The sequence below is a fragment of the Cohnella candidum genome (genome assembly GCF_003713065.1).
GTDB classification, from domain to species: Bacteria; Bacillota; Bacilli; order Paenibacillales; family Paenibacillaceae; genus Cohnella; species Cohnella candidum.
In genome coordinates this window covers 1,206,827-1,227,915 of record NZ_CP033433.1, presented here as the reverse complement: position 1 = coordinate 1,227,915, position 21,089 = coordinate 1,206,827, and the positions used below count along the sequence as shown (strand labels likewise).

Sequence of the window (21,089 nt, the reverse complement as noted above, 5' to 3'; positions counted from 1 at the left end):
CGCGTCACACCTTGCCCTTTTTCAGTTTGTCCGCCACCCAAAACAAGGAGAGTCCCAGCGAATAAGCGATCATGCCCAGCAGCAGGAAAAAGCCGACGAATGGGATGTTGACCGAAGCGGCCAGCACGAAAGCGCCGGCGGCCGTTTTCATCCAATCCGCGCTGCCCGGCGCGATCTGGAACCGTTCCCCCAGGATCCTGCTGAGCACGGTTAAACCGAAAGCCAGGGTCACCGCGATCAAGACGGCGAAGATCAAAATGAACGGAATACCCACAATCGTTAAAATGAGAATCCCGCTGACGGCGAGCATGAACAATAACGCGAATAAACCCGCAGTGACCAGTTTTCCCCGAGGGGCGTGCCGGAATCGGTTTACGAAAGCGTCCGTTTTTCCTTTGCCGAACAACACGAACAGGACGGGCAGGAGGAACATGAGCAGCGAACCCGCCAGTTGAACGGCCGCGATGCCGATCACGACGCCGCCGCCCACGACCAGGCTGTTCACGGTGGCCCGGTCGAACGAAATGTTGATCACGTCATCCGACAGCTGGGCCCCGGCATCCTGCTCTACGCGACCGCCGATCACGAGCACGAAGCCGCCTACTCGCGCGGTCGATTCAAGTTTCAAGTCTCCGTTCATCACGATAACGGAGCTGTCTACTGCCCCCGCGATCGCCACATCCCCGCCGATCACCACGACGTCGTTGACCGTTTGGTTTTCGGGCACGAAAGTGCTCTGATGCTCGAAAATGCCTTTGGCTGCTGCTCCGCCGGGGAGAAACGAGAAACAAACCAAACATAGAAGTGCGAACGCGCAAAGCTTTCTCATTCGGCTTCCCCTTCTTTACTGTAAACTGGATCGCAGCATGCGGCGTAAAGAGACGGCGGATATCGCGAGCAGCAGCAAAATGGCCGTTAACACCACGCCATAGACGGACGGAGCCACGGTGACCATGTTGGAGAACAAATAGGCAAACGCCGCCAACATTTTGTAGGCGACCGAAAATACTTTCAAAGCAATTCCGCCGAAGAAGAACCAGAACGCCGCCATGCTGAGAATTCCCGCAACCGCGATGAATGACCACGAACCGATCCAGGACCGGTAACCGGATTCTCGTTCGACCGCGCGCAGCACGTTAATCTCCAAATCAGGAGGAAGTTCGATCGCGCCAGACCATCCCGCCATGGCCGTTTTCGTCTCGGCAAGTTCCTCCAGCATCGAGGCACAGGAAGGGCATAACGCTAAATGACGTTCGACGAGCAGCCGATTTTCCGTATTCAATTCATCATCAAGGTACGCCGACAACTCATCGATCGGATGCACCATTAAGCTTCACCTTTTTTCCATTCTTTTCTGAGCGCGAGCCGTGCGGCATTCAAGCGGGATTTCACCGTTCCGAGCGGGATGTCGAGCAGCTCGGAGATTTCCTCGTAGCGGTACCCTTGCATGTCGTGCAGCAACAGGACTTGGCGATGTTCCGGACTCAATTGCCGCATCGCCTCTTGAATCGCCATTCGCGTATCCGACATCTCATCCCGCGCCGCCGCGGCCGAAAGCCTGCTTTCCTCTGCCACCGGCCACTCGTCGGTCCGTTTTTTCAAACGATCCAAGCAAATATTCGTTACGATTCGCATCATCCACGAGGAGAAGGCAAAGTCCGCGTCCAAACGGGAAATCGAATAATAGGCTTTGATGAAAGCCTCCTGAGCCGCATCTTCCGCTTCCGAGCGGCTGCCCAGCATGCCGTAAGCATGCCGGTAAACGTTCCCCTTGAATCGCCGGACCAGCTCGGCGAACGCTTCTTTGCTGCCTGTTCTCGCAGCGTGAACGAAACGGCGTAGTTCCTCGTCCACCCCAAATCAGTCCCTCTTGAATCCACGGATGGTGCGCATGATTTCGAGCAAAATCACACTCATGCTCAGCCACGCGCCCCCGAAAACATAACCGGCGGCAATGTCGCTCGGATACTGTTCCTGCAGGTAAACGAGGCCGATGCCGACAGCCAAACAGACGGCGATGACGGCAATAAAGGCCAAGGATCGCACGAAATAATTCCCGTAATGCCGAAAAAGCAAATAAGCCGCGAATCCGTAAATCGTTATAGCAAGCATAGTCGGCTCGCTCGGAAAGGTCAATCCTTCCAGTCCGCCTTGAGGACCGACGCGATGAAACCAATACCGCAGCGCATGGTTCAAACCCTCGCCGGCGATCAAGACGACCGCCAAAACCGTAAGTTCCAGCACCCTGTCTTTCCCTCTCAGCACAATCCAGATGCCCGTTACGGCAAAGACCGGCAGGAAGAATCGGTAGGTCCCCAGAATGACGGCGTCGTTCATGGCAGGCGTCCATCTCGGGTCGAATATCTGATGAAGGATAAACACCGTTACCTCATCGAACATAGCGAATTCGTGCGCGAGAAAATCCTGGATCAAACCGATCAGCAGCGAGGTGAAAAGGACCAGAACGGCGAACGCAGCCACAACGATGAACTTGACTTTGCCCATCGATTGGAAACGCTCATGTCCTTTCTCTAAGGATTTCACGATCAACCCTTTCAAGGCTTCTTTCTTCTTCCGGTAAACGTACACGCAGAGGTAAATCACCGTCATCAAGATCCCCGACAAGACCATGTACCGGTTGATCGTATGATGGTAGGCCTCCCACTTCGGCCCGAGCAGCCTGCCGAGGGAAATGAACAAGCTTACCCATAACAGTGCGCCGGGGTAAGCGAATGCCGCATATTTTCGAAAGGGAAGCCTCGTGACGCCGGAGAACAATCCCGTCATATGGCGCACGCCGGGAATGAAATAGGCAACCAGCAGCAATTTATTCCCATATCGCTCATACCAACGGGATACATGCTCAAGCTTATCCGGGCCGAAATGAATTCGGCGGCCGTACTTTTCGAAAAACGGCGTGCCGAGCCGGTATCCGATCCAATAGGAGATCGACATCCCGATGCATGCCCCGATGCCGGCCACCGCGATACTCAGCACCCAGTTCAGTTGGCCCTGGTACACGATGAGGCCGGCGTAGGTCATGATGAATTCGCCCGGGAGCGGCAATGCGATCAACTCCAGCAGAAGGGCGAAGAAGAGAACCCAGTATCCGTACTGTTCGAGCAGATGGGTAAAATATTGCGTGAAGAAGCTCATTTTCCCGCCCTCCTCTCTGCTGTTATGCCGACAAATGAATTTCCGTTTTCGCCTGCTTGCGCTGCATCCATTCGTAAAGAATCGGGATGACGACGAAGCTGTTCAGAGTCGAGGTGATCATGCCGCCGATGACGACGATGCCGAGCACCTGCGAAATGACCGTATCCGCACTGTGGGACAAGGCAAGCGGCAGCAAAGTGAGAATCGTCGTGCCGGCCGTCATGAAGATCGGTCTCACCCGGGACAGGCTTCCTTGCAGGACGGCGTCCCGCAGGCCAAGACCCTCCTTACGGTTGCGTTCGATTTTGTCGATCAACACGATTCCGTTGGTGACCACGATCCCCGTCAACATCAAGACTCCGATCAGTGCAGCCAGATTCCATTGCCCTTGAATGGCGTACAGCGCCAGCACGATGCCCGATAACGCGAGCGGGATGCTGGCCAGCACGGCGAACGGCGCTCTCCAGCCTTTGAACACGAAGCCGGTGATCAGCAGCACGAGAAGAATGGAGACGATGATGGCAACCGCCATTTCGACGATCATTTCCGTGACCTGCTGCGTAATGCCCCCCATCGAATAGCTGACGCCATCGGGCAGCGAAATCCCTTTTAAGGTATCATTCACCTTCTTGGAGACGTTACTCACATCGCTCGATACGATTTGCGACGTCACGACGGCGAAAGGCTCGCCGTCCCGTTCCTGAATCGTGGATTCGGCGCTGCTTTTCCGGATCGAAGCCAACTGGTCGAATCGGTATGCGGCTCCGCCAGTACCCGTTACGGTTGCCCCGGCCAACGATTTCAGCACGTCGTCAGGGGCATACACCGGCAGCGTTTGGCTGCCGCCGGCGCCGCTTTGAACGCTGTCCAGATAGACGTCCACCGGGATCACGCCATGGGAAGCAGGAACTTCGAAATCTTTTCCTTTGGCCATATACCGCGCGAGAATTTTATTGATATCGGCAGGTTCGACGCCGGCATCCAGCACCTTCTTCCGGTCGATGGTAACGGCGTATTTGGGAATCCCATTGGTCAAATCCGTTTTCCCGGCTACGCTAAGCCCATCGATGCCTGCCAATTTGCTTCGCACCAGTTGAGCGGCGTTCTCCAACGTAGTGGAGTCCGCCCCGGTCAGCATGATTTTGATCTGGGAATCGTCGCCGGCGATATTCTGGTTGGAGACGGTAATCGATGCCTTTTGCGATAAAGACGACATGGCGGGCTGCATGCGGTTAATGAACGCATTGACGTCTTTTTTGTTTTTCAGCGATACCGACAGATTGGCGACGTTCGGTTGTTGAATATACCCTCCGCCTTGGTCGAACACGTCGTCCGCCTGCGGCGTAAACGAAGAACCGAATGTCGAGGAGTAGGAATCGACTTGGCTGTCGCCTTGAAGAACGTTTTCCACTTTCCTGACTTCCGCGTCGACGGCCGTGAGCGGACTGCCTTGAGGCAATTCCACTTGAATGGCGACTTGTCCGGAAGCCGCGCTCGGCAGCAGGTTAAAAGGGAAGCTGGGTCGCGAAAAAGACGGCAACGGCGAATACGACGAACGAGATCCCGGCAACGGTTTTCTTATGCTTCAACGATGCGGTCAGCAAAGGTTTCATGACCGGCTCGAGGGTCACGGCTTTGGACTTGGGCGCCTTCCATCCCATGAAGGCGAGTGCCGGGATGACGAGCATGGCGACCAGGAACGAAATGACGAGCGCAATGACCACCGACCAGGCGAAACCGGAATAGGACGCGCCGATAATCCCGCCCACCATCGCGATCGGAGCGTATACGGCGATGGTCGTAGCCGTGGATGCGAAGATCGCCGGGAGCATTTCTACGGCTGCGGAGGCAAGGACGCCGATAATCGGCTTTCCATCGCGCTCTTGCATTCGCCGATGCATATTATCCAGGATAACGATTGCGTCATCCACGATACGGCCCATGGCGACGATCAGTCCGGAGATCGTCAGGATGTTCAAAGTAATGCCCATCGATTTCAGAATCGCCGTTGTGGCGAGAAGAGAAATCGGCAGCGAAACCGCGATCAGAAGCGTCGAACGGACATGCCGGAAGAAGAGCAGCACGCAGAGCATGGAGAACACGCACCCGAGAATCCCCTCGCGCAGCAGGCCCAGCAAGGAAGCATTCAAGTCTCGGCCCCGGTCAAGCGTAAGATTCATGTTCACGTCGCCGTTTTTGACCTCCGCGATTCGGCTTACCCTCTCTTTGACCTGAGCCGCCACGGTCGTAATATTGGCGGAAGGCGTTTTGATGACGTTTAGCAAGACGCTCGCTTTTCCGTTCGTACGGGAAATCGTTTTGACGTCGTTCAGCGATCGGGAAATATCGGCGACCGCCGACAACGGAACGCTGATTCCGTCTTTGTTTTTAATGGGCAGGCTGCGCAACTGCTCTTCGCTCAGATCCCAGCCTTCGACTCGAACCGGGAAAGAGGCTTTCTCGTTCGCGATCGAACCCTGAAGACTCGGAATATCGGCGGCGATCGACTTGTTGAAATCGTCGACGGTCATGTTGTTTCGGGCAAGATCCTGGGTACGCAAGCTCACGACGTACCCGTTCTTCGCCCCGCCTACCGTCTGCACGTCGGAAACGCCCGGTACGGATTTAAGCTGTTTCGCGATGGCCGCCTGCACGGTGGATTGAAGGGCGATGTCGTCGATTTTCGCGTTCCCGGAAGTCAGGCTGTAGCTCAAAATGGGAAACGTGCTGTTGGTCAGGCGGGATACCGCGGGCCGGTTCGTTCCGTCCGGCAAATCCGCCTCGTTCAGGGCTTGCTTGATTTGATTTTCCGCTTTGACCATGTCGTAGTTCATCGGGTAATACAGATTCATCAGAAGCCCGCCGTCGTAGGACGTCGTCTCGATGTTGGAGATGCCGTCCGTTCTGCGGATCGCGTCCTCGAGCGGCGACTTGATATCCCGCTTGATTTGATCGGCTTGCAGGGAAGAAGCGCGCAAGGATACCATCAAAGTCGTGTTGTTGATGCCGGGGAGATAGTCCCTTTGCATTTCGATTGCGGCATACGCTCCCCACGCGACGATGAGAAGCATACAAATCAGCAGGATCATGCCCCGCTGCATGACGGCTTGCAGGATTTTGTTCATGAATGAGTCCCCTTTGCGTTGTGAATAACAGAAAGGACTCCGCGTTTGTCCGGATTGTTCATTGGCTTTTTATGGATTCGAAAAAAAAATAAAACCGGCAGCCTTATCGGCCGCCGGCTTGCTGCTGTATTCCGAACTTACCTGCTTCAACCGAACAACTGATCCAAGTCGGGCCCTTGAATCAGCAGGACCACGACGGCGAGGATCAACAAAACGACGGCCGGAACCGTATTTTTCGCGGTATCCCGGATTCGCACATGGACCAGTACGCCAACCAGCATCGTGATGCCCAGCAGGATGCCCGCCAGCGCCGGTAAGCCCTTCACCCAAATGCCCGCCAGCATCGCCGCGCCTCCGGCCAGTTCCACGATCCCGGTGATCGGGCGGAACCATTGGGGCAGCTTCCAACGATTGAAGTTGTCGACATGCATTTGCACCCCGGCGATCTTCATGATTCCCGCCATGACGAACGCGAGTCCTAACAGCGCTTCCAAAACGATGGCCAATACGTTCATTGTCCCTGCACCTCTCCCTGAAAACGAAAATTAACTGTATGTATTACGGACACAGTATAACACTTTAACTGTGTCCGCGTCTACAACAGTTAATGCAGGAGAGCGAACATTCCCTTATTCCGTTATTTCGAGCTTTGCACCCAAACGGTTTTGAAATCGATCCATCCGAACGGGCTCATCGTGACGCCCTTGATGCCTGGCTGGTACGACGTGTTCACCTTCTTGTGCGTGAGGAACATCACGTGCGCTTCTTCCCTTAATCGCGTCTCGATGCTCGCGAGGTGCACCCTGCGCGCTTCCGTGCTCGGAGCGGCAAGCGCCAAGTCGACTTGATCCCTTGCCCACCTGCGCATATCCGGATCGAGATGTTCCTTCAAATAGCTGCCGACCTGCTCGTAGGTTTCGATCTCGCAGACGTCATCCTCGGCGAAAACGAGCCCGTAGATAATGCCATCCACTTCAGAGTAATCGAACACTTCGGCCTTCTTCTTCGGGATGGACAGCACTTGGATCCGGATCCCATGTTCCGCGCAGCGCTTGCTGATCCACTCCGCGTCTTCCGCATGAACGCCGCGCGCGAGCAGCGTAACCGGCGTGCCGTCATACTCGATTTCCCGAAGGAGCTCCAGCGCGCGATTAAAGTCCGTGCTGTCCCGCCTAATCGGCGTTGAGTCGTCGGGCCGGAAGCCCTGCGCGGGATACATCCGGTCGCCGCCGAGCTCGCGGATCATCGCGTTCCGGTCGATCAACAGGTCGACCGCTTTGCGGAATTGCGGCGAGCGCTGCGGGCCCTCCTTGACCAGGTTCCAGGTCAGCATCGTACAACCTTTGCACAGGGTCTCAACCGTTTGCCAATCTTCTTCCGCCTTCGAATCCGGCAGCTCATGGTCCCACACCAGCTTCTCCCAACTTCTCCGCGAGCAATCCCCTTGGGAGTCCGGCATGAACGCGATCACGACGCCGTCCAGATGCGCCCTTCCCATGAAATAGCCGGTATGGGCGGCCATCACGAAGCGGTCCTCCGTCCATTCCGTCGCCATGAACGGACCGCTTCCCACCGGGCATTTCCAGAAACGCTCTTCATCCTGCAGCACCAGATCCCGGGGCAAAATCGAAACCGCAGCCGAGCTCATGAAGCGGTGGAAAATCCGGTTCGGCTTGCTGAGCTCGAAGCGAATCGTCCGCGTATCCACGATCTCCAGCTTCACCAGCGTACGCAGCATCCAGCTGTGGCTCTTGCCGAAGCGCAGGCGCTCGATCGTGAAAATGACGTCATCCGCCGTCAACTCGCGTCCGTGGTGGAAACGGACTCCTTTGCGCAGGTGGAATTGCCATACCGTCGCGTCGGCGTTGCATTCCCAGGTGTGCGCCAGCATCGGAAGCACCCGGTTCGTCGTGGGATCGTACTGTACCAGCCGGTCGAAAATCTGCCTGAGCATGTGGGCGTCGAACGCGTTATACACTTCCGCGGGATCCAGCGTAAGGATCGGCGTATGCACCGGCAGGCGAAGCGTATCCACTTCCCGTTTGCCGTCGGGGGTTTCCGTCCGATAGCCGAAATGCAGGTCGAGCCATTCCGAGAACCGCTCTTTCACCGAGGTTCCTTCCCCATGCGAATGAATCAGCTCGAACGCCTGCTTGTAGTCCCCGCGCTGGGCCATTTTTTGGGCGATATCGAGCAAGAGCGTGTCCCTGTCCGATCGGAAAACCAAGCGCGACCGATTGCCCCGCCCCCTTCCCGGAAGCCAGTCGATCCAGCCGTCTTCCTCCATCTTGCGAAGCACGAGCTTCACGTTCCGCGTCGTGCAATAGAGAGTGTCCGCCAGCTCCTCCAGCGTGACCTCTACGGGCGAGCCGATTGCCGACCCGCCGACGAATCGATGGTACATATCCAAATAGCGTTCAGCCGTTGCCGTCTGCATGGGTGGGTGTTCCTCCTCAGTGGAAAAAAGGGGAAATCATTTACATTGATTCTACACTTTTTATCCTCTTTTGACGAGGGCATAATTGGCAATGTAAACAAGACGGAGGTGAAAAATCCATGATCCAAAACAGCACGTACCCTATCGAAAAAATGATGCAATTCCGCCAAGCGGAGATGAACCGGAAGGCTCGTCGGGGACAGTATATGCGGGAAATCGTTCCCGATCCCCGGACTTCCGAAGTATCGTCCTCGAACTCGCGAAGCCTTTGGCAGCGCTGGTTCACCGGCAGGCGGCTCACCACTTCCTTGAAGTGATGGTCGCCTTTTTTGTTGCCGTAAACCCGGTGAAAAAAAGAGGAAATAGTTTTCATTGAGTTTACTCTTTTTATCCCCTTTTAGCTGGCGCATAATGGGATTACAGGGAAGGAGGTCATACGAAATGATTCAACACCACAACCACTACCACGTTGAGAAAATGATGCAATTCCGGGAAGTAGAGATTCAAAAAGGTTTGCGCACGCGGCATTACGCCGATCGAGCTACCTCACGTCAAACGGAACGGGATGCGGCTGCGGATTGCCCGAACCGCGGCTTCTGGCACAGATGGTTCGGCGGCAGGCGCCTGGGCACTTCCTAATCCTAAAATAGAAGGAGAAATCGAAAATGATTCAAAACCAAAGCACTTACCATATCGAGAAAATGATTCAACACCGGCAAACGGAGATGGACCGGAACATTCGCCGAGGATTGTACCTGAAGACGATCGTAGCGGACCAAGCGGTAAGCAGTGATCCGAAAGCGGGAGCGGAACGGGGATTTTGGCACAAGTGGTTCGGAAGCAAACGGCTGCACACTTCGTAGAAGTGACAGCCGTTTTTTCATGCCTATAGAAGGAGTTACAGACCTCGATTACGCTTGTTCCCCGGAATTTTCGAAAAGGCCCCGGTACGCCCCATAGCCTTCCTCTTCCAGGCGATCAACCGGAATAAACTTGAGCGCCGCGGAATTGATGCAGTAACGCAGGCCTCCCCGATCTCTCGGACCGTCCGGGAAAACGTGGCCCAGATGAGAGTCGGAAGCGCGGCTGCGGACCTCGGTTCGAATCATCCCGTGCGAGAAATCTTCCAATTCTTCGACCGAGCCGGCTTGAAGCGGCTTCGTGAAGCTCGGCCAGCCGCATCCCGAATCGAATTTATCGAACGAAGTGAACAGCGGCTCGCCCGTCACGACGTCGACGTACAGCCCATCCTCGTGGTGATTCCAAAATTCATTGCGAAACGGCGGCTCCGTCGCGTTGTTCTGGGTCACTTCAAACTGCATGGGAGTCAACTTGCTTCTAAGCTGTTCGCGGTCCTTCGGCGTGTTCCAGTGGCGCGCGATGAAGTCCGGGCGTCCGGAGCCTTTGCTGTAATATTTGTAGCGGATGGGATTTGTCTTGTAGTAGTCCTGGTGGTAATCCTCCGCAGGGTAGAACGTGCTTGCCGGTTCGATCGCAACGGCAATCGGTTTGAGGAACCGGCCGCTCGCTTCGAGCTCCCGTTTTGAAGCTTCCGCCTCTTCCCTCTGGCGCTCGTTGTGATAGAAAATCACCGGCCGGTAAGAAGGCCCGCGGTCATGGAATTGGCCGCCCGCGTCGGTCGGATCGATTTGCCGCCAGTAGATGTCCAGCAGCTTCCGGTAAGGAAAAAGCGCCGGATCGAACGTGATTTGGACCGCTTCCGCATGTCCCGTCGTCTCCGAACACACTTCCTCGTACGTCGGATTTTCTACATGGCCTCCCGTATAGCCGGAAACGACCTTCTCGATGCCCAGCATTTCATGAAAAGGCTTGACCATACACCAAAAACAGCCTCCGGCGAACGTCGCCAGCTCCAATGCTCCCTGTTGCCGATCCGTCATCTTCTTCACCTCTCGTTCTTGTCTTGCTTCTATTGTAAACGAAAACCGCTCCCCTTTCGAATTTCCGAAGGGAGCGGTCTCTATGGACATTGTTTGCGGCTGATGATGAGCAGCATGAGGAAGGACAACAGTACCGTGACACCCGCCCAGGCCCATGCCAGACTCATGTTCCCGGAATCCACGGCAATATAGATCGCGGTAGGAATCGTCTGCGTCCGGTGAGGAATGTTGCCGGCGATCATCAGCGTCGCGCCGAATTCTCCGAGGCTGCGGGCGAAACCCAGCACGTAGCCGGTAACCAGCGACCGGGATGCCAGCGGAGCCGTTATCCATCGGAACACTTGCCACTCGTTCGCCCCATATGCCCTCGCCGCTTCCTGCAGCTCGCCGTCGACTTCCTCCAGCCCCGTTTTGATCGTTCGATAGGCGAGCGGAAAAGCGACAACGACGGAAGCGATGACTGCGGCGATCCAAGAGAAAACGATCGGCTGGCCGACGAGCCATTCGTAGGCTTGTCCGATCCAGCTTCTCCTCCCCAACGCTACCAGCAGCACGAAGCCGATAACGGTCGGAGACAGCACCAAGGGAAGAAGCAGGACCGTTTCCAGCACCGGTTTGCCGAAGAACTTTGCCCTTGCCATCCCCCGCGCGGCTGCCGTCGCCAGCCCGAAGACGAGAATGCTGGAGACGAGCGCGATCTGGACGGATAGCCAGATCGGGGCGGCAAAATCGTTCCAATCCACGCCGCCGTCCCCCTTTTAGCCGACCTTCAGTCCCAAGATGACCAAATCCCGTTCCACGCCGTCCAGCACCGCCACGCCGGGCAGATGCCCCCAACGCTCGAATCCGAATTTTCGGAGCAAGCCCAGGCTTGGCTCGTTGTGCCCGAACACGAAGCCCACGAGATTCGATATCGCGAGACGCGGACACTCCTCGATCGCTCGGGCGATCAACAGCTTGCCGATTCCCTTGGAACGGTAATCCTCCGCGATATATATGCTGATCTCAACCGTCCCGTCATACGCCGGTCTGCCGTAAAAGGAAGAAAAACTGAACCATGCGGCGATTTTTCCGTCATCCTTAAGCACCCAGAGAGGCCGGCGTTCGGGATTGTGTTCGTCGAACCAGCGGCGACGGCTCTCCACCGTCACGGGCTCGAGATCGGCAGTCACCATCCGCCCCTCGATGGTAGAGTTATAAATGTCCACGATCGCCGGCAAATCCTCGGGTCTCGCGTCTTCAATGACATACTTGTCCTGCATTCTTTGATCCTTCTTTCTATTCCTTGCGGTTGCCCGATTTTCGACTATCATACCATATTGCGAGCGCTGCGAAATACCCGATGAGAATAGAAACGAGCATGCCAAGACTATAGGTCAAGTAATTGAAGTAAACCATGTTCGTATATTGATTGAACATCGACCATCCCGTGATGAGGGAATCGGGATCGCTCGGTTTGCCGCCCAGCGTGTAAAAGATGCCTTGCGCATGCATCTTCACCAGCCAGACCAGCAGGCATCCGCCGAAGAAGGCGATAATGATCCATTCCGCGAACAACTTGCCTGAGCGGAATCCCGAACGGAAAAACAGAAAAGAGAGAATGCCGAGCAAGAGGACGAATGCGAGATAAGCGGGCACGAACACGAATATCGCAAGCAAGGCCGGATTGCCGTTGCCCGACATATGTCCGACCGGGTTCGGTTTAAACGTCAGCAGGTCCACCAAGCCGAGGAGTGCGGTGCTCAGGAAGAACAACGTGGTCAGCCAAAGCAGCATTAACCGGTAACGAGCGAATGTCCCTATGACGGCTCCCCCCGTTTATTCGCTTATCTATGCCGTTATTACAGCTTGATCTTGACGTAGTGCTCCACGGTCGGGAACGGATCGTAAAAATGGTGGAGCAGCGCTTTCCACTCCTGATAACCTTCCGACTGCCGGAAACCGACCACGTGGTCGGTCAGGGTCTCCCATTTGACGAGCAGTATGTACTTGTCCGCCTCTTCGACGCATTTTTGCAGCTCATGTTCGATATAGCCATGCATGCTGGAAATGATTTTGGACGCTTGGCGAAAGCTGCTTTCGAATTCGTTGGCCATTCCCGGTTTAACGTTCAAAATCGCGACTTCTAAAATCATTGGGATTCCCCGCTTCCATTCGTAGGTTTCGTTTTCCACCAAATCCCCGTGCACTCCGGCACCACGCTCGATTGCCCTTCGCGAATCCGATCCCCAAGCTCGTCCCCGAAGAAATCCCGGCACAGCCGCTCCGCTTGCTCCTGAGAGTCGAACCGATAATCCGTCCGGATCCACCGGTGACGGAAGCCGTATTGTTCGACAAGCGCGGAATAATAGGCTGCAAGACTTTCGGGCACGGCCGGCTCTTCGTTGCCGGTTCCCAGCGTTTCGAAAATGATCGCCGCACCGCCCGGCCTGAGAATGCGGTCGATCTCGTCCATCACCCGGCGCAAATCGGTTTCCCATCCCTCATTATTCGAGCTGCCGAGGTAGCAGATGCTCCAACCGGCCGTGACGACGTCCGCCGAACGCTCTTCCAGCGGCAACTGTCTGGAGTCGGCCACCGAGACCTTCCAGTTGGACAGCCCCATGCCCGTTAGCTTGTCTGCCGCAATCCGCAGCATGTCGGCCGCGAAATCGAAGGCGGTTACCCCCCTAGCGTTCGGGGCGAGCATACAGGCTAAACGCCCGGTACCGGCGCCGATATCGACGATGTCCTTGCCCGTGACGTCCACGATTTCCTCGATGGCAGCCGAAATGTTGCCGTCCAGATCTTCCTTGCTGACGAGCAACTCGTAAGGCTGCTCGATCGATTGATGATAGGCGTCGTCATGGTTCAGCATGTATCGGCCCCTCCTTTATTTCTAACGTTTGAAATCCTTCAGTCCTTCGCGGAGGATTTCGATGCTTTCCAGCACGTCCTTCAGGTTCTCCTCCGTGTTAAGTTCGTTGCGGGCGTGCAGCAGCACGGGACGAAGCGATTCGACGGAGCGACCGAACGCGTTCATCCATTCGTACCGGGGTACCATCCACAGATGAAAATGGTGCGTCGTGTCCTCGTTATAGAAATAGTAGACATGTTCGATGCCCAGCAGTTCCCGCTGTTTCTGGCGAATCGTATGAACGAGCCAGATAAACTCGGCTTGTTCCTGTTGCGTTAATTCGTCCATCCCGTAAAAGTGTCGTTTCGAGGCCAAGATGACTAAGCCGCGGATCGGATAGGCGACGTCCTGATGCGCATGGAACAGGTCCGTCTCCACGATGACGCCGCCCGTCGGTTGGATGAGACCGCCGGTGAGCGCGCAGCTCAAGCATTCGACTTCTACCGTTCTTCCATCTGCCAATTGAATCGTTCTAGCCATGTCGATGATGTCAGCTCCCTTGTTGTTTTACGCGTCGGCCGGCTTCACGGCGATCAGGCAATTCACGTCCATCGTACCGTCTTCCGACGATTCCAGACGGATGTCCGTAAATCCCGCCTTCCGCGCGAGTTCCTTCACTTGCTCCGGCTCATACAGGGTGAAACCGTGGCGGGCGAGATCGAGCTTCTCCATTTTCTCCTTGGAACGGAAAGCAATCAGAAGCCGGCCGCCGGGTTTGAGAATCCTCCGGACCTCCTGGATATCCGAGTCAGGATTCGGCCAGAAGTAGATCGTATTCACGGTGAACACCTTATCGAAAGCACCGGTATCGAACGGGATGCGATTCACTTCGCCGAGTTTGATGTCGACTACGCCTTTACGGATGAATGCGCGGTTGCGTTTCTTCGCTTGGTCCACCATCGTCCGGGAGTAATCCACCCCCGCCATCAGGCCGTTTGTCATCTTCTCGGCGATTTCGCGCATGTATTTGCCGTTGCCGAAACCGATCTCCAGGATGCGGTCGCTCGGCTGCGGATCCAGGAACCCGATTGTAAATCGATTCATGAAGTCGTTGCCTTTGTTCATGAACTTTCCGATCAACCAGCCCATAAATCCGGTCGGCTTTCTGAAATTCCGTGCGATGGATGCTTTCAAACCCATGCTCCCAGCCTCCTCTATTCAAGCTCTTCGTTCAACAAAACCATATGGATGTGGTCTTCCCACTTGCCGTTGATTTTGAGATATTTCCGAGCGAGGCCCTCATCGTTGAATCCGAGCTTCTCGACGACTTTGAGCGAGGCGGCATTCCTCGGCATGATGTTCGCTTCGATCCGGTGGAGCTTCAAAACCCGGAAACCATAATCGGAAATGTGCTTCACCGCTTCGGTCATGAAGCCCTTGCCGTTCTCTTCTTGGTCCATTTTGTAACCGAGATGGCAGGATTGGAACGCGCCCCCGACGATATTGCTCAAACTGACGCATCCGATGACCCGCTCCGGTTCGTCCCTTTTGAAAATCCATAATTTCAGCAACTGCCCCTGCTCCATGGCTTTCGTGTCATTCGTCAGCATGCGGCGCTGCTCTTCTTCCGTAAAATAGGCCGGCGATCGCAGCGGCTCCCATTCGGCAAGAAAATGCCGGTTACGGACGACGAAATCCAGCACCGCGGCAGAATGGGACTCACCGATTGTCCGCAACAGCAGCCGGGACGTTTCCAGTTTTACGCTCATGCCAAACCCCTTCCGACGAAGTTCGCGGACGGAGGCTTGATGCCCAGTTCCCTCGACCATACGGAGAGCTGGCCGACGTGATGGATTTCATGGGCGATGACATGCCGCATCACTTCACCGTATGTACATGAGACATTCGTATTCCAAGGAACGATGAGATTATGAATCTCTTGCTCATCCGTCCAAGCTTCAACGAAGGCCAAAACGTCCGGCCGATATTGTGCCTGAAGTTGTTCCACCCGTTCCAGCGAACGGTAATCGTTGAAGTCCGGTTCTTCCGGCGAGTTACCCTTCAACGCGTCAATCCAGCTGTATTCCGCTTCGACGATGTGAAACAGCGTCTTCAGGATCGAACCTACGCCGCCTGTCCTTTCCTTCAGCAATTCTTCTTGCGGCAACCCACGGCAAAGCGCGAACCACTCTTCCCTCACTTGCCAGTTATATTGGAATAACTTGAGCATGCAGATCACTCCTGCTCCTCAAAATACAGCCCCGCGCCGACCGGTTGCACCGATTGGATTACGCGTTCCCGTGTCTTGGAATCGGTCAGCCGCTCGATGATCCAGCCCGTCAACGTAATCGCGGCCAAGCAGCCCGCTGCAGTGGACACGTTGCCTTCGTTCACGAAATCCTTTTCCACCACTTCGACGCCGAATTGTTCGAGCAGTTTCTTAGCCGTCGGATAAGTAGTCGCCTGTTTGTTCCGAAGCAATCCTTTCGCCCCGAGGATCAAGGCGCCGGAGCACATGGACGCGATCAGCTGTCTCTCGGGATCGATTTGCAGCTTCGCCAGAAAATCCTCGTCCTTCATGAGCTTGCGGGTACCGGGACCGCTCGCGATCAGAACGGCGTCCGCTTGGACAACATCGCTAAGATCGCCGTGCATCGGGATGGTAAGTCCTGCGATGGAAGTATGGGTCGACGCCGTGCCGACCAGCTTCACTTGCCAATCCTTGCGGTTTACCCGATTCAGTAAGTCCCAAGGCAAGAAAACGTCGATATCCGTGAATTCGTCAAATGCCACGATCGTAACGAGCATACGGTTTTCCTCTTCTCCATGATGATAGATATGAGTGAGTGCCTAAAAAGAGAGCATGGCGCCCCGTTCATCGAAAACGGCGGTTGGATTCCAAGCCACTTCCCACGCATTGTTCTCGGGGTCGAAGAAATAGGCGGTACGGCCGCCCCAGAAAGCGTCGCTCGGCTCGCGGGTCACCCGGCCGCCGACCGTCCGGACTGCCTCGATCAGCGAATCGACCTGCTCCGGTTGCTCCACGTTAATCGCCAGCGTGATTCCTTTGAAGCCTTGCACCGTTTCATCGGCGCTTAAGCCGGCATCATGCAGAAGTTCCTGGAGCGGGAACAAAGAGAGCAACACGCCAGCCGTCCGAAACACCGCATAGCTGTCCGAGCTGACGTCGGTTTCCGCCCACCCAAGCCGCTGGTAAAATGCGCGAAGCGACGGCAAATCCCGCGCTCCGATCGTAATTAAGCTCACTCTGGCAGGTACCATGTGCTTTGCCTCCTCAGTCATTCGCATTTTGGAATTCCAGAATGAGTTTATGGCCTTCGACCCGCGGTTTCAGTCGGATCCGGCTGAGTTTCACGTACACCTGGTCCTCATGCGCGAATAGTTCAGCACCGGGATAGTAACCTTGCATCCTTCGCAAAACCTCCGGCGGCCGGTCCGGGAACGCGAACGTATAGAGACTGCCGTCCTGGCTCAAGTAATTTCGGAATACTCTGGCCCTCATGTAAGTTTCTCCGTCCAGATGCAGTAAGGGATACGGCGTATCCGAGTCGGGATACGGGGCGATTCCCTCCGCTTCCACCGGGTATTCGAGGGAGGATTGCAGAATCGTTCTTATCTGATCGTGAGTATAGGGAACGCCCAAGGAACGATGGGTGATCCCTTCCAGAAGCTCAATGATCTTGGAAAGTCCGATCAAGAGCAAACCGCCGATGACGCTGAGCAGGATGAAAATGAGGCTTTCATCTGCAATACCGATGAAAATGCCGAGAACGAAGATTAATCCGCCGGCTATCATGAGCAATATGGCCATAGGTTCCTCTCACCTCACCCCATGTTATCACAACCGCAAGCAAGCAAAGCCCATATTCGCGCGGTTTTAGAAACCTTTTAGGTCATCCGGTCCGGTCGGTTCAGCCTAGCTTCTTCTGCCTGTACCAGTAGGTGTAGATTTCCTCATAGCCCAGCTTCTCGTAGAGTCTGACGGCGGGAGCGTTGTTCTGTACGACTTGCAGGTAACTGCGGGCGGCCCCGTTCTCCCTCGCCCATCGAAGAATATGCAAAATGAGCTGTTCGCCGTATCCCCGGTTGCGGCAGTTCGGATCCGTCACGATGTCGAGCAGTCCAACGTGCCCTTGCTCGATGACGCCGAGGCCGCATGCCACCGGGACCGAGTCCGCATACAACGTGCAGAAACCTTGGGTAAGCGGGCTGCCCGTCAGCATCTTTCTCGTCACGGCTTTGCCGTGATCGGATGTACCGTTAAACCCGGCCATCGTTTCAAGCCAGCCTTCCGTGAGCGTCTCTTCTATTGTAGCCTTCGACATGGTTGGAATCTTAATGGAGTCCAGCCGATCCAGCACCCTCACGCTTGTCGGATCCAGCAGCATATAGCCTCTGTCGGCAAGCTTTGCATCCAGGCCCGAAGGTACGAAAGGAGTAATTTTGAAAACGGTGTCTAAGCCGGCTTGGGCATACTGTTCCTCGCAATAAGCGATTTTGCGATCCCAATCTACTGTCTGCTCACATCCGCCATAAATGGCTTGAACCGAATTCGAGCGCTTGGTGTATCCCTCAGCTAATCGGAGCAGCCAACCCTCGTGCACCATTGTCCGAAGGGCCGGCCAGGCGTTTAATGAGTATTCTTCAAGGTGTCTATTCATCATGATAAACTCCGGGAGAAGCCCGTTCTCCAAGTCGGATACAACGGCTCCCAGCCGTACTCGAGGCGAGCCTTGGCGTTCGATGCGCCGCGTTCCCAATGGTTGCGGCCGGACTGAATTTTAGGTTCCGGTGCTCCCAATGCCGCTGCGTATACGGGGACCCAAACCGTCCCTTGGGCTGGCTCGTCGTCGACGATGTTCACAGTGCCGGACGGCCAATCCAAAGCTAACACGGCAGCGCGTGCCGCGTCCTCCACATGAAGGAAAGAAGTGATGCCGTCCGTGGCCGGAATTTCCCCGTGCATCGTCTTCTCCGCCATCGATCCGTCTTTGCCGTACCAAGTACCTGGTCCATAGAAGGAGCCGTAACGCAAAATCACATACTCGGGCATTTCCGCGACGGCGTTCTCCAGGGCAATGACCCCTTCCACCGTATGTTTTCGCGGCACCGGAGCTTCTTTATCCAACGGATCCTCTTCCGTCGCAGGCGTATCGCCTGGCGCATAGGCAAACGATATGCTTTGCGCGATCATTTTCTTGACGCCGGCCTCACGAGCGGCGTCCACGAGATTCCGCGTGCCTTCGATCCGAATGCGCGAATTGTCCGCGAAGTTCATAGAGCCGAGTGACGTGAGCTGATGCATGACGACGTCCGGTTGTGCCACGCGGATAATGGACAGCATCGCTTCCCGGTCCAATGCGTCAGCCGCCAGGGGGGTCGCCCCCATTTTGCGAATGAGATCCATACGATCCGGATTCCGGGTCATTCCCGTGACTTCATGCCCCGCCTGAACCAGTTGAGGGAGCAGCAACCGTCCGATCGCGCCGGCCGCTCCGGCAACGAATATTTTCATTGAGAATCCTCCTTTTCGGCCAACTCTTTCAATTGTCGATTCCGGTGCTTCAGAAACCGCCTCATATAAGTCTTCAACACGAGTCTTTCGGCGATCCTGCCCAAGATGCCCAGCGGCGCTTCGAACTCGAGCGTGTCTTTCATCCGAGTCATGCTCCCGTGCGTTTCGAATTCATGAATATGCCTCAAACGCTTGAAAGCGCCCTTCTGCATCTCGTCAACGAACATATAGGGACGCCGGTATTCCGTGATTTTGGAGGTCAACCTTTGCCGAACGCCCAAATGGGTCGCTTCGAAGGTGACCGTTTCCCCCGAGTCAATCATGCCGGATACGACACCGCCGACAGCCTTCTCCCGTGTGTGCTTCCATACGGTCCGAGTATGGACGTCTATATTTGTTGCCAAATCGAAGCACCGCTCAATCGGCGCCGCGATATCCACGTGAGTTTCCACCCTTAGCACAGGCACAACGCCTCCTTTATGGCTCGATTTGAAAGATCGAATCCACAATGATCGGCAGATTGTCGCGTACTGAGACAGCACCGAATACCGACCGCGAATGAACGCCTCTCTCTCCGAACACTTCGATCAAGAGATCGGAACAGCCGTTTAACACCTTGTGATGCTCCTCAAACTCGGCGCTCGCATTTACGAAGCCCTGGATTTTAACGGCCCGCTTCACCCGGTCAAGCGTGCCCAGCGCTGATTGAAGCACGGCCAACACTTCCAATCCGGTTTGCCTGGCGAACAGATAGCCGTCTTCCGTCGAAAACTCGATGCCCAGCTTGCCTTTCGGTTTTCCCGCCGGACCTTTCCCGGATACGAAAATCAAATCGTTCACCATGACGAAATTCGCGTACTTAGCAGCCGGGTCGCTCGCCGAAGGCAGCGTGATTTTCAATTCCTTGAGCCGATCCTCAATGGATGGTGAAGTCATATATATCCCTCCTTGAGCGGGTCTTTTTTACTGATTCAAAGTATCTCTCATCAACTTCGCGATGCCCTTCGCATTGTCGCTTGGGATCCGTTCGAGTTGCTCAATCACGCGTTCCCGGCGTTCTTTCGAATGGTTTTGGCTAAGCTTCCATTTGCCTTCGATACGGTCGATTTTCAACTTGAAACCCGCGATTCCTTGGCTCAGACCGCGAACGAAATCAAGATTCGTCTCATCAATACCGTAGCCGCTGCCTGGCTCCTCATATTGCTTCACGAGATCGTTCAAACAAGCCAGCAGCTCGGCAGGATCTTCAATCAGTTCGACGGTACCGTACACATGTACGGCGACATAGTTCCATGTCGGCACGGACTGCGGTGTCTCATACCAAGAGGAGGAAATATAGCTGTGAGGGCCTTGGAACACGGCCAAAGCCCGTTGTCCGGCGATATCCTTCCACTGCGGATTCTGCCGGGCAAAATGTCCATACAGAACTCCCGAGTTCCGATCCAGCGTCAGAGGTAGATGCGTCGCAGCCGGAGCTCCGTCATGAGTCGAAAACAACACGCCGAAACCGTGATGATCGATGAAGTCGTATAAAGTATTTTGGTCTTCCTCTGCGAAGTATTTGGGCACGTACATTCGGCATCTTCCTCCCTATCAAAAAAAGGCTGCTACATCAGCAGCCTGAGGATTGAATCTGAGCGTTCTATTTTCCTTTGAGTAACTCTTCAATTAAAATACCGTTGATTTTCAATCCCGTGATATCGCAATCGATGATTTCCATATTGGATAGGTTACAGTTGCGGAAAACAATCGGTTTATACTGGCCGTCCGGGAGATAATTGCCGTCGCCTTCTTGAGGAAGTACGACGTTCGTGAACTCCGTTCCGAACAAGTGGACGTGATCGACGACGAGATGGCTCATGTTCGCATGCTCGATTCGGGCACCAGACAAGTTCGCGTCGGACATTTTAAGCTCGGACAGATTGACGTCGCTAAACGAAACTCCGCTCATATTGGCATTGTTCACCTTCGAACCGGCCAGGTTAACGTTATCGAATATAAGCGCTTGAGCATTGACTTTATCGAATGTGGAACCAGAGATGTCTGCCATTTGTAATGCTAGCTTCTCTTTTTTCAACTCCATAGACGATGAAACCTC

General features: G+C 55.2%; 30 protein-coding genes. 3 read left to right on the top strand and 27 right to left on the bottom strand.

The genetic code is table 11. The features are described 5' to 3' along the window. Window positions 1-4: 4 nt before the first annotated feature. The 8 genes from EAV92_RS05790 to EAV92_RS05760 form a co-directional block, all read right to left on the bottom strand. Window positions 5-829: a hypothetical protein gene (locus tag EAV92_RS05790; RefSeq protein WP_123040185.1), complete on the bottom strand. Its 825-nt coding sequence runs from the start codon at window positions 827-829 to the stop codon at window positions 5-7. A 15-nt stretch (window positions 830-844) separates the two neighbouring features. Beyond that, the gene (locus EAV92_RS05785; protein ID WP_123040184.1) at window positions 845-1,327 is read right to left on the bottom strand and encodes an anti-sigma factor family protein; all 483 of its coding nucleotides are present in this window, start codon (window positions 1,325-1,327) and stop codon (window positions 845-847) included. Next, a complete protein-coding gene (locus EAV92_RS05780) occupies window positions 1,327-1,854 on the bottom strand; it encodes a sigma-70 family RNA polymerase sigma factor (RefSeq protein ID WP_123040183.1) in 528 nt (175 codons plus the stop codon). The genes EAV92_RS05785 and EAV92_RS05780 overlap by 1 nt, the downstream gene beginning before the upstream one ends. A 6-nt stretch (window positions 1,855-1,860) precedes the next feature. Then, window positions 1,861-3,156 (bottom strand): VTT domain-containing protein, encoded by a 1,296-nt coding sequence (locus tag EAV92_RS05775; protein WP_123040182.1) that lies wholly within the window; start codon window positions 3,154-3,156, stop codon window positions 1,861-1,863. Between the two features lie 22 nt (window positions 3,157-3,178). Beyond that, window positions 3,179-4,621: an efflux RND transporter permease subunit gene (locus EAV92_RS25030; RefSeq protein ID WP_277424224.1), complete on the bottom strand. Its 1,443-nt coding sequence runs from the start codon at window positions 4,619-4,621 to the stop codon at window positions 3,179-3,181. 40 nt (window positions 4,622-4,661) lie between these two features. Then, window positions 4,662-6,281: an efflux RND transporter permease subunit gene (locus EAV92_RS25025; protein ID WP_277424223.1), complete on the bottom strand. Its 1,620-nt coding sequence runs from the start codon at window positions 6,279-6,281 to the stop codon at window positions 4,662-4,664. A 146-nt stretch (window positions 6,282-6,427) separates the two neighbouring features. Beyond that, a complete protein-coding gene (locus tag EAV92_RS05765) occupies window positions 6,428-6,796 on the bottom strand; it encodes a DoxX family protein (protein ID WP_123040181.1) in 369 nt (122 codons plus the stop codon). Window positions 6,797-6,918: 122 nt separating this feature from the next. Continuing rightward, window positions 6,919-8,718 carry an ABC transporter substrate-binding protein gene (locus EAV92_RS05760; RefSeq protein ID WP_123040180.1) on the bottom strand — a complete coding sequence of 600 codons (1,800 nt, stop codon included), beginning with the start codon at window positions 8,716-8,718 and terminating at the stop codon, window positions 6,919-6,921. Window positions 8,719-8,837: 119 nt separating this feature from the next. Here EAV92_RS05760 and EAV92_RS05755 point away from each other — a divergent pair, with 119 nt between their 5' ends. The 3 genes from EAV92_RS05755 (at window position 8,838) to EAV92_RS05745 (ending at window position 9,581) form a co-directional block, all read left to right on the top strand. Next, window positions 8,838-9,035 (top strand): hypothetical protein, encoded by a 198-nt coding sequence (locus tag EAV92_RS05755; protein WP_123040179.1) that lies wholly within the window; start codon window positions 8,838-8,840, stop codon window positions 9,033-9,035. 124 nt (window positions 9,036-9,159) lie between these two features. After that, window positions 9,160-9,357 (top strand): hypothetical protein, encoded by a 198-nt coding sequence (locus EAV92_RS05750; RefSeq protein ID WP_123040178.1) that lies wholly within the window; start codon window positions 9,160-9,162, stop codon window positions 9,355-9,357. 26 nt (window positions 9,358-9,383) lie between these two features. Continuing rightward, window positions 9,384-9,581 (top strand): hypothetical protein, encoded by a 198-nt coding sequence (locus tag EAV92_RS05745; protein ID WP_123040177.1) that lies wholly within the window; start codon window positions 9,384-9,386, stop codon window positions 9,579-9,581. 48 nt (window positions 9,582-9,629) lie between these two features. On the opposite strand, the gene msrA is transcribed toward EAV92_RS05745, so the two are convergent. The 19 genes from msrA to EAV92_RS05650 all read right to left on the bottom strand — a co-directional run bounded on the left by msrA (window position 9,630) and on the right by EAV92_RS05650 (window position 21,074). Further along, window positions 9,630-10,619 carry a peptide-methionine (S)-S-oxide reductase MsrA gene (gene msrA / locus EAV92_RS05740; RefSeq protein WP_123040176.1) on the bottom strand — a complete coding sequence of 330 codons (990 nt, stop codon included), beginning with the start codon at window positions 10,617-10,619 and terminating at the stop codon, window positions 9,630-9,632. A gap of 80 nt (window positions 10,620-10,699) precedes the next feature. After that, window positions 10,700-11,362: a molybdate ABC transporter permease subunit gene (modB, locus tag EAV92_RS05735; protein ID WP_123040175.1), complete on the bottom strand. Its 663-nt coding sequence runs from the start codon at window positions 11,360-11,362 to the stop codon at window positions 10,700-10,702. 15 nt (window positions 11,363-11,377) lie between these two features. Continuing rightward, a complete protein-coding gene (locus EAV92_RS05730; RefSeq protein ID WP_123040174.1) occupies window positions 11,378-11,881 on the bottom strand; it encodes a GNAT family N-acetyltransferase in 504 nt (167 codons plus the stop codon). A gap of 16 nt (window positions 11,882-11,897) precedes the next feature. Continuing rightward, entirely contained in the window at window positions 11,898-12,395 is a 498-nt protein-coding gene (locus EAV92_RS05725; RefSeq protein ID WP_123040173.1) for a hypothetical protein, read from the bottom strand. A gap of 65 nt (window positions 12,396-12,460) precedes the next feature. After that, entirely contained in the window at window positions 12,461-12,754 is a 294-nt protein-coding gene (locus tag EAV92_RS05720; RefSeq protein ID WP_123040172.1) for an antibiotic biosynthesis monooxygenase family protein, read from the bottom strand. Further along, a complete protein-coding gene (locus EAV92_RS05715) occupies window positions 12,751-13,476 on the bottom strand; it encodes a class I SAM-dependent methyltransferase (protein ID WP_123040171.1) in 726 nt (241 codons plus the stop codon). Before EAV92_RS05715 ends, EAV92_RS05720 begins: the two co-directional genes overlap by 4 nt. 21 nt (window positions 13,477-13,497) lie before the next feature. Next, window positions 13,498-13,995: an HIT family protein gene (locus tag EAV92_RS05710; protein WP_123040170.1), complete on the bottom strand. Its 498-nt coding sequence runs from the start codon at window positions 13,993-13,995 to the stop codon at window positions 13,498-13,500. 27 nt (window positions 13,996-14,022) lie between these two features. After that, window positions 14,023-14,655, bottom strand: a complete 633-nt coding sequence (locus EAV92_RS05705; RefSeq protein ID WP_123040169.1) for a class I SAM-dependent methyltransferase — start codon at window positions 14,653-14,655, stop codon at window positions 14,023-14,025. Between the two features lie 14 nt (window positions 14,656-14,669). Beyond that, complete coding sequence (locus EAV92_RS05700; RefSeq protein ID WP_123040168.1) at window positions 14,670-15,224, bottom strand: GNAT family N-acetyltransferase; 555 nt, start codon at window positions 15,222-15,224, stop codon at window positions 14,670-14,672. Further along, on the bottom strand, window positions 15,221-15,685 hold the full coding sequence (locus EAV92_RS05695) for a DinB family protein (RefSeq protein ID WP_123040167.1): 465 nt from the start codon (window positions 15,683-15,685) through the stop codon (window positions 15,221-15,223). The genes EAV92_RS05700 and EAV92_RS05695 overlap by 4 nt, the downstream gene beginning before the upstream one ends. Window positions 15,686-15,690: 5 nt before the next feature. Further along, a complete protein-coding gene (locus EAV92_RS05690) occupies window positions 15,691-16,263 on the bottom strand; it encodes a DJ-1/PfpI family protein (RefSeq protein ID WP_123040166.1) in 573 nt (190 codons plus the stop codon). 42 nt (window positions 16,264-16,305) lie between these two features. Then, a complete protein-coding gene (locus EAV92_RS05685) occupies window positions 16,306-16,737 on the bottom strand; it encodes a VOC family protein (protein WP_123040165.1) in 432 nt (143 codons plus the stop codon). A gap of 13 nt (window positions 16,738-16,750) precedes the next feature. After that, complete coding sequence (locus EAV92_RS05680; protein WP_123040164.1) at window positions 16,751-17,287, bottom strand: hypothetical protein; 537 nt, start codon at window positions 17,285-17,287, stop codon at window positions 16,751-16,753. A 100-nt stretch (window positions 17,288-17,387) separates the two neighbouring features. Continuing rightward, on the bottom strand, window positions 17,388-18,140 hold the full coding sequence (locus EAV92_RS05675; RefSeq protein ID WP_338134397.1) for a GNAT family N-acetyltransferase: 753 nt from the start codon (window positions 18,138-18,140) through the stop codon (window positions 17,388-17,390). Next, window positions 18,137-18,991 carry an NAD-dependent epimerase/dehydratase family protein gene (locus EAV92_RS05670; protein ID WP_123040162.1) on the bottom strand — a complete coding sequence of 285 codons (855 nt, stop codon included), beginning with the start codon at window positions 18,989-18,991 and terminating at the stop codon, window positions 18,137-18,139. Before EAV92_RS05670 ends, EAV92_RS05675 begins: the two co-directional genes overlap by 4 nt. After that, window positions 18,988-19,452, bottom strand: a complete 465-nt coding sequence (locus tag EAV92_RS05665; RefSeq protein ID WP_123040161.1) for an SRPBCC family protein — start codon at window positions 19,450-19,452, stop codon at window positions 18,988-18,990. The genes EAV92_RS05670 and EAV92_RS05665 overlap by 4 nt, the downstream gene beginning before the upstream one ends. A gap of 16 nt (window positions 19,453-19,468) precedes the next feature. Beyond that, on the bottom strand, window positions 19,469-19,927 hold the full coding sequence (locus EAV92_RS05660; RefSeq protein ID WP_123040160.1) for a RidA family protein: 459 nt from the start codon (window positions 19,925-19,927) through the stop codon (window positions 19,469-19,471). Window positions 19,928-19,954: 27 nt separating this feature from the next. Beyond that, window positions 19,955-20,566, bottom strand: a complete 612-nt coding sequence (locus tag EAV92_RS05655; RefSeq protein ID WP_123040159.1) for an FMN-binding negative transcriptional regulator — start codon at window positions 20,564-20,566, stop codon at window positions 19,955-19,957. A 67-nt stretch (window positions 20,567-20,633) separates the two neighbouring features. After that, window positions 20,634-21,074 carry a pentapeptide repeat-containing protein gene (locus EAV92_RS05650; RefSeq protein WP_123040158.1) on the bottom strand — a complete coding sequence of 147 codons (441 nt, stop codon included), beginning with the start codon at window positions 21,072-21,074 and terminating at the stop codon, window positions 20,634-20,636. Between the last annotated feature and the right edge of the window lie 15 nt (window positions 21,075-21,089).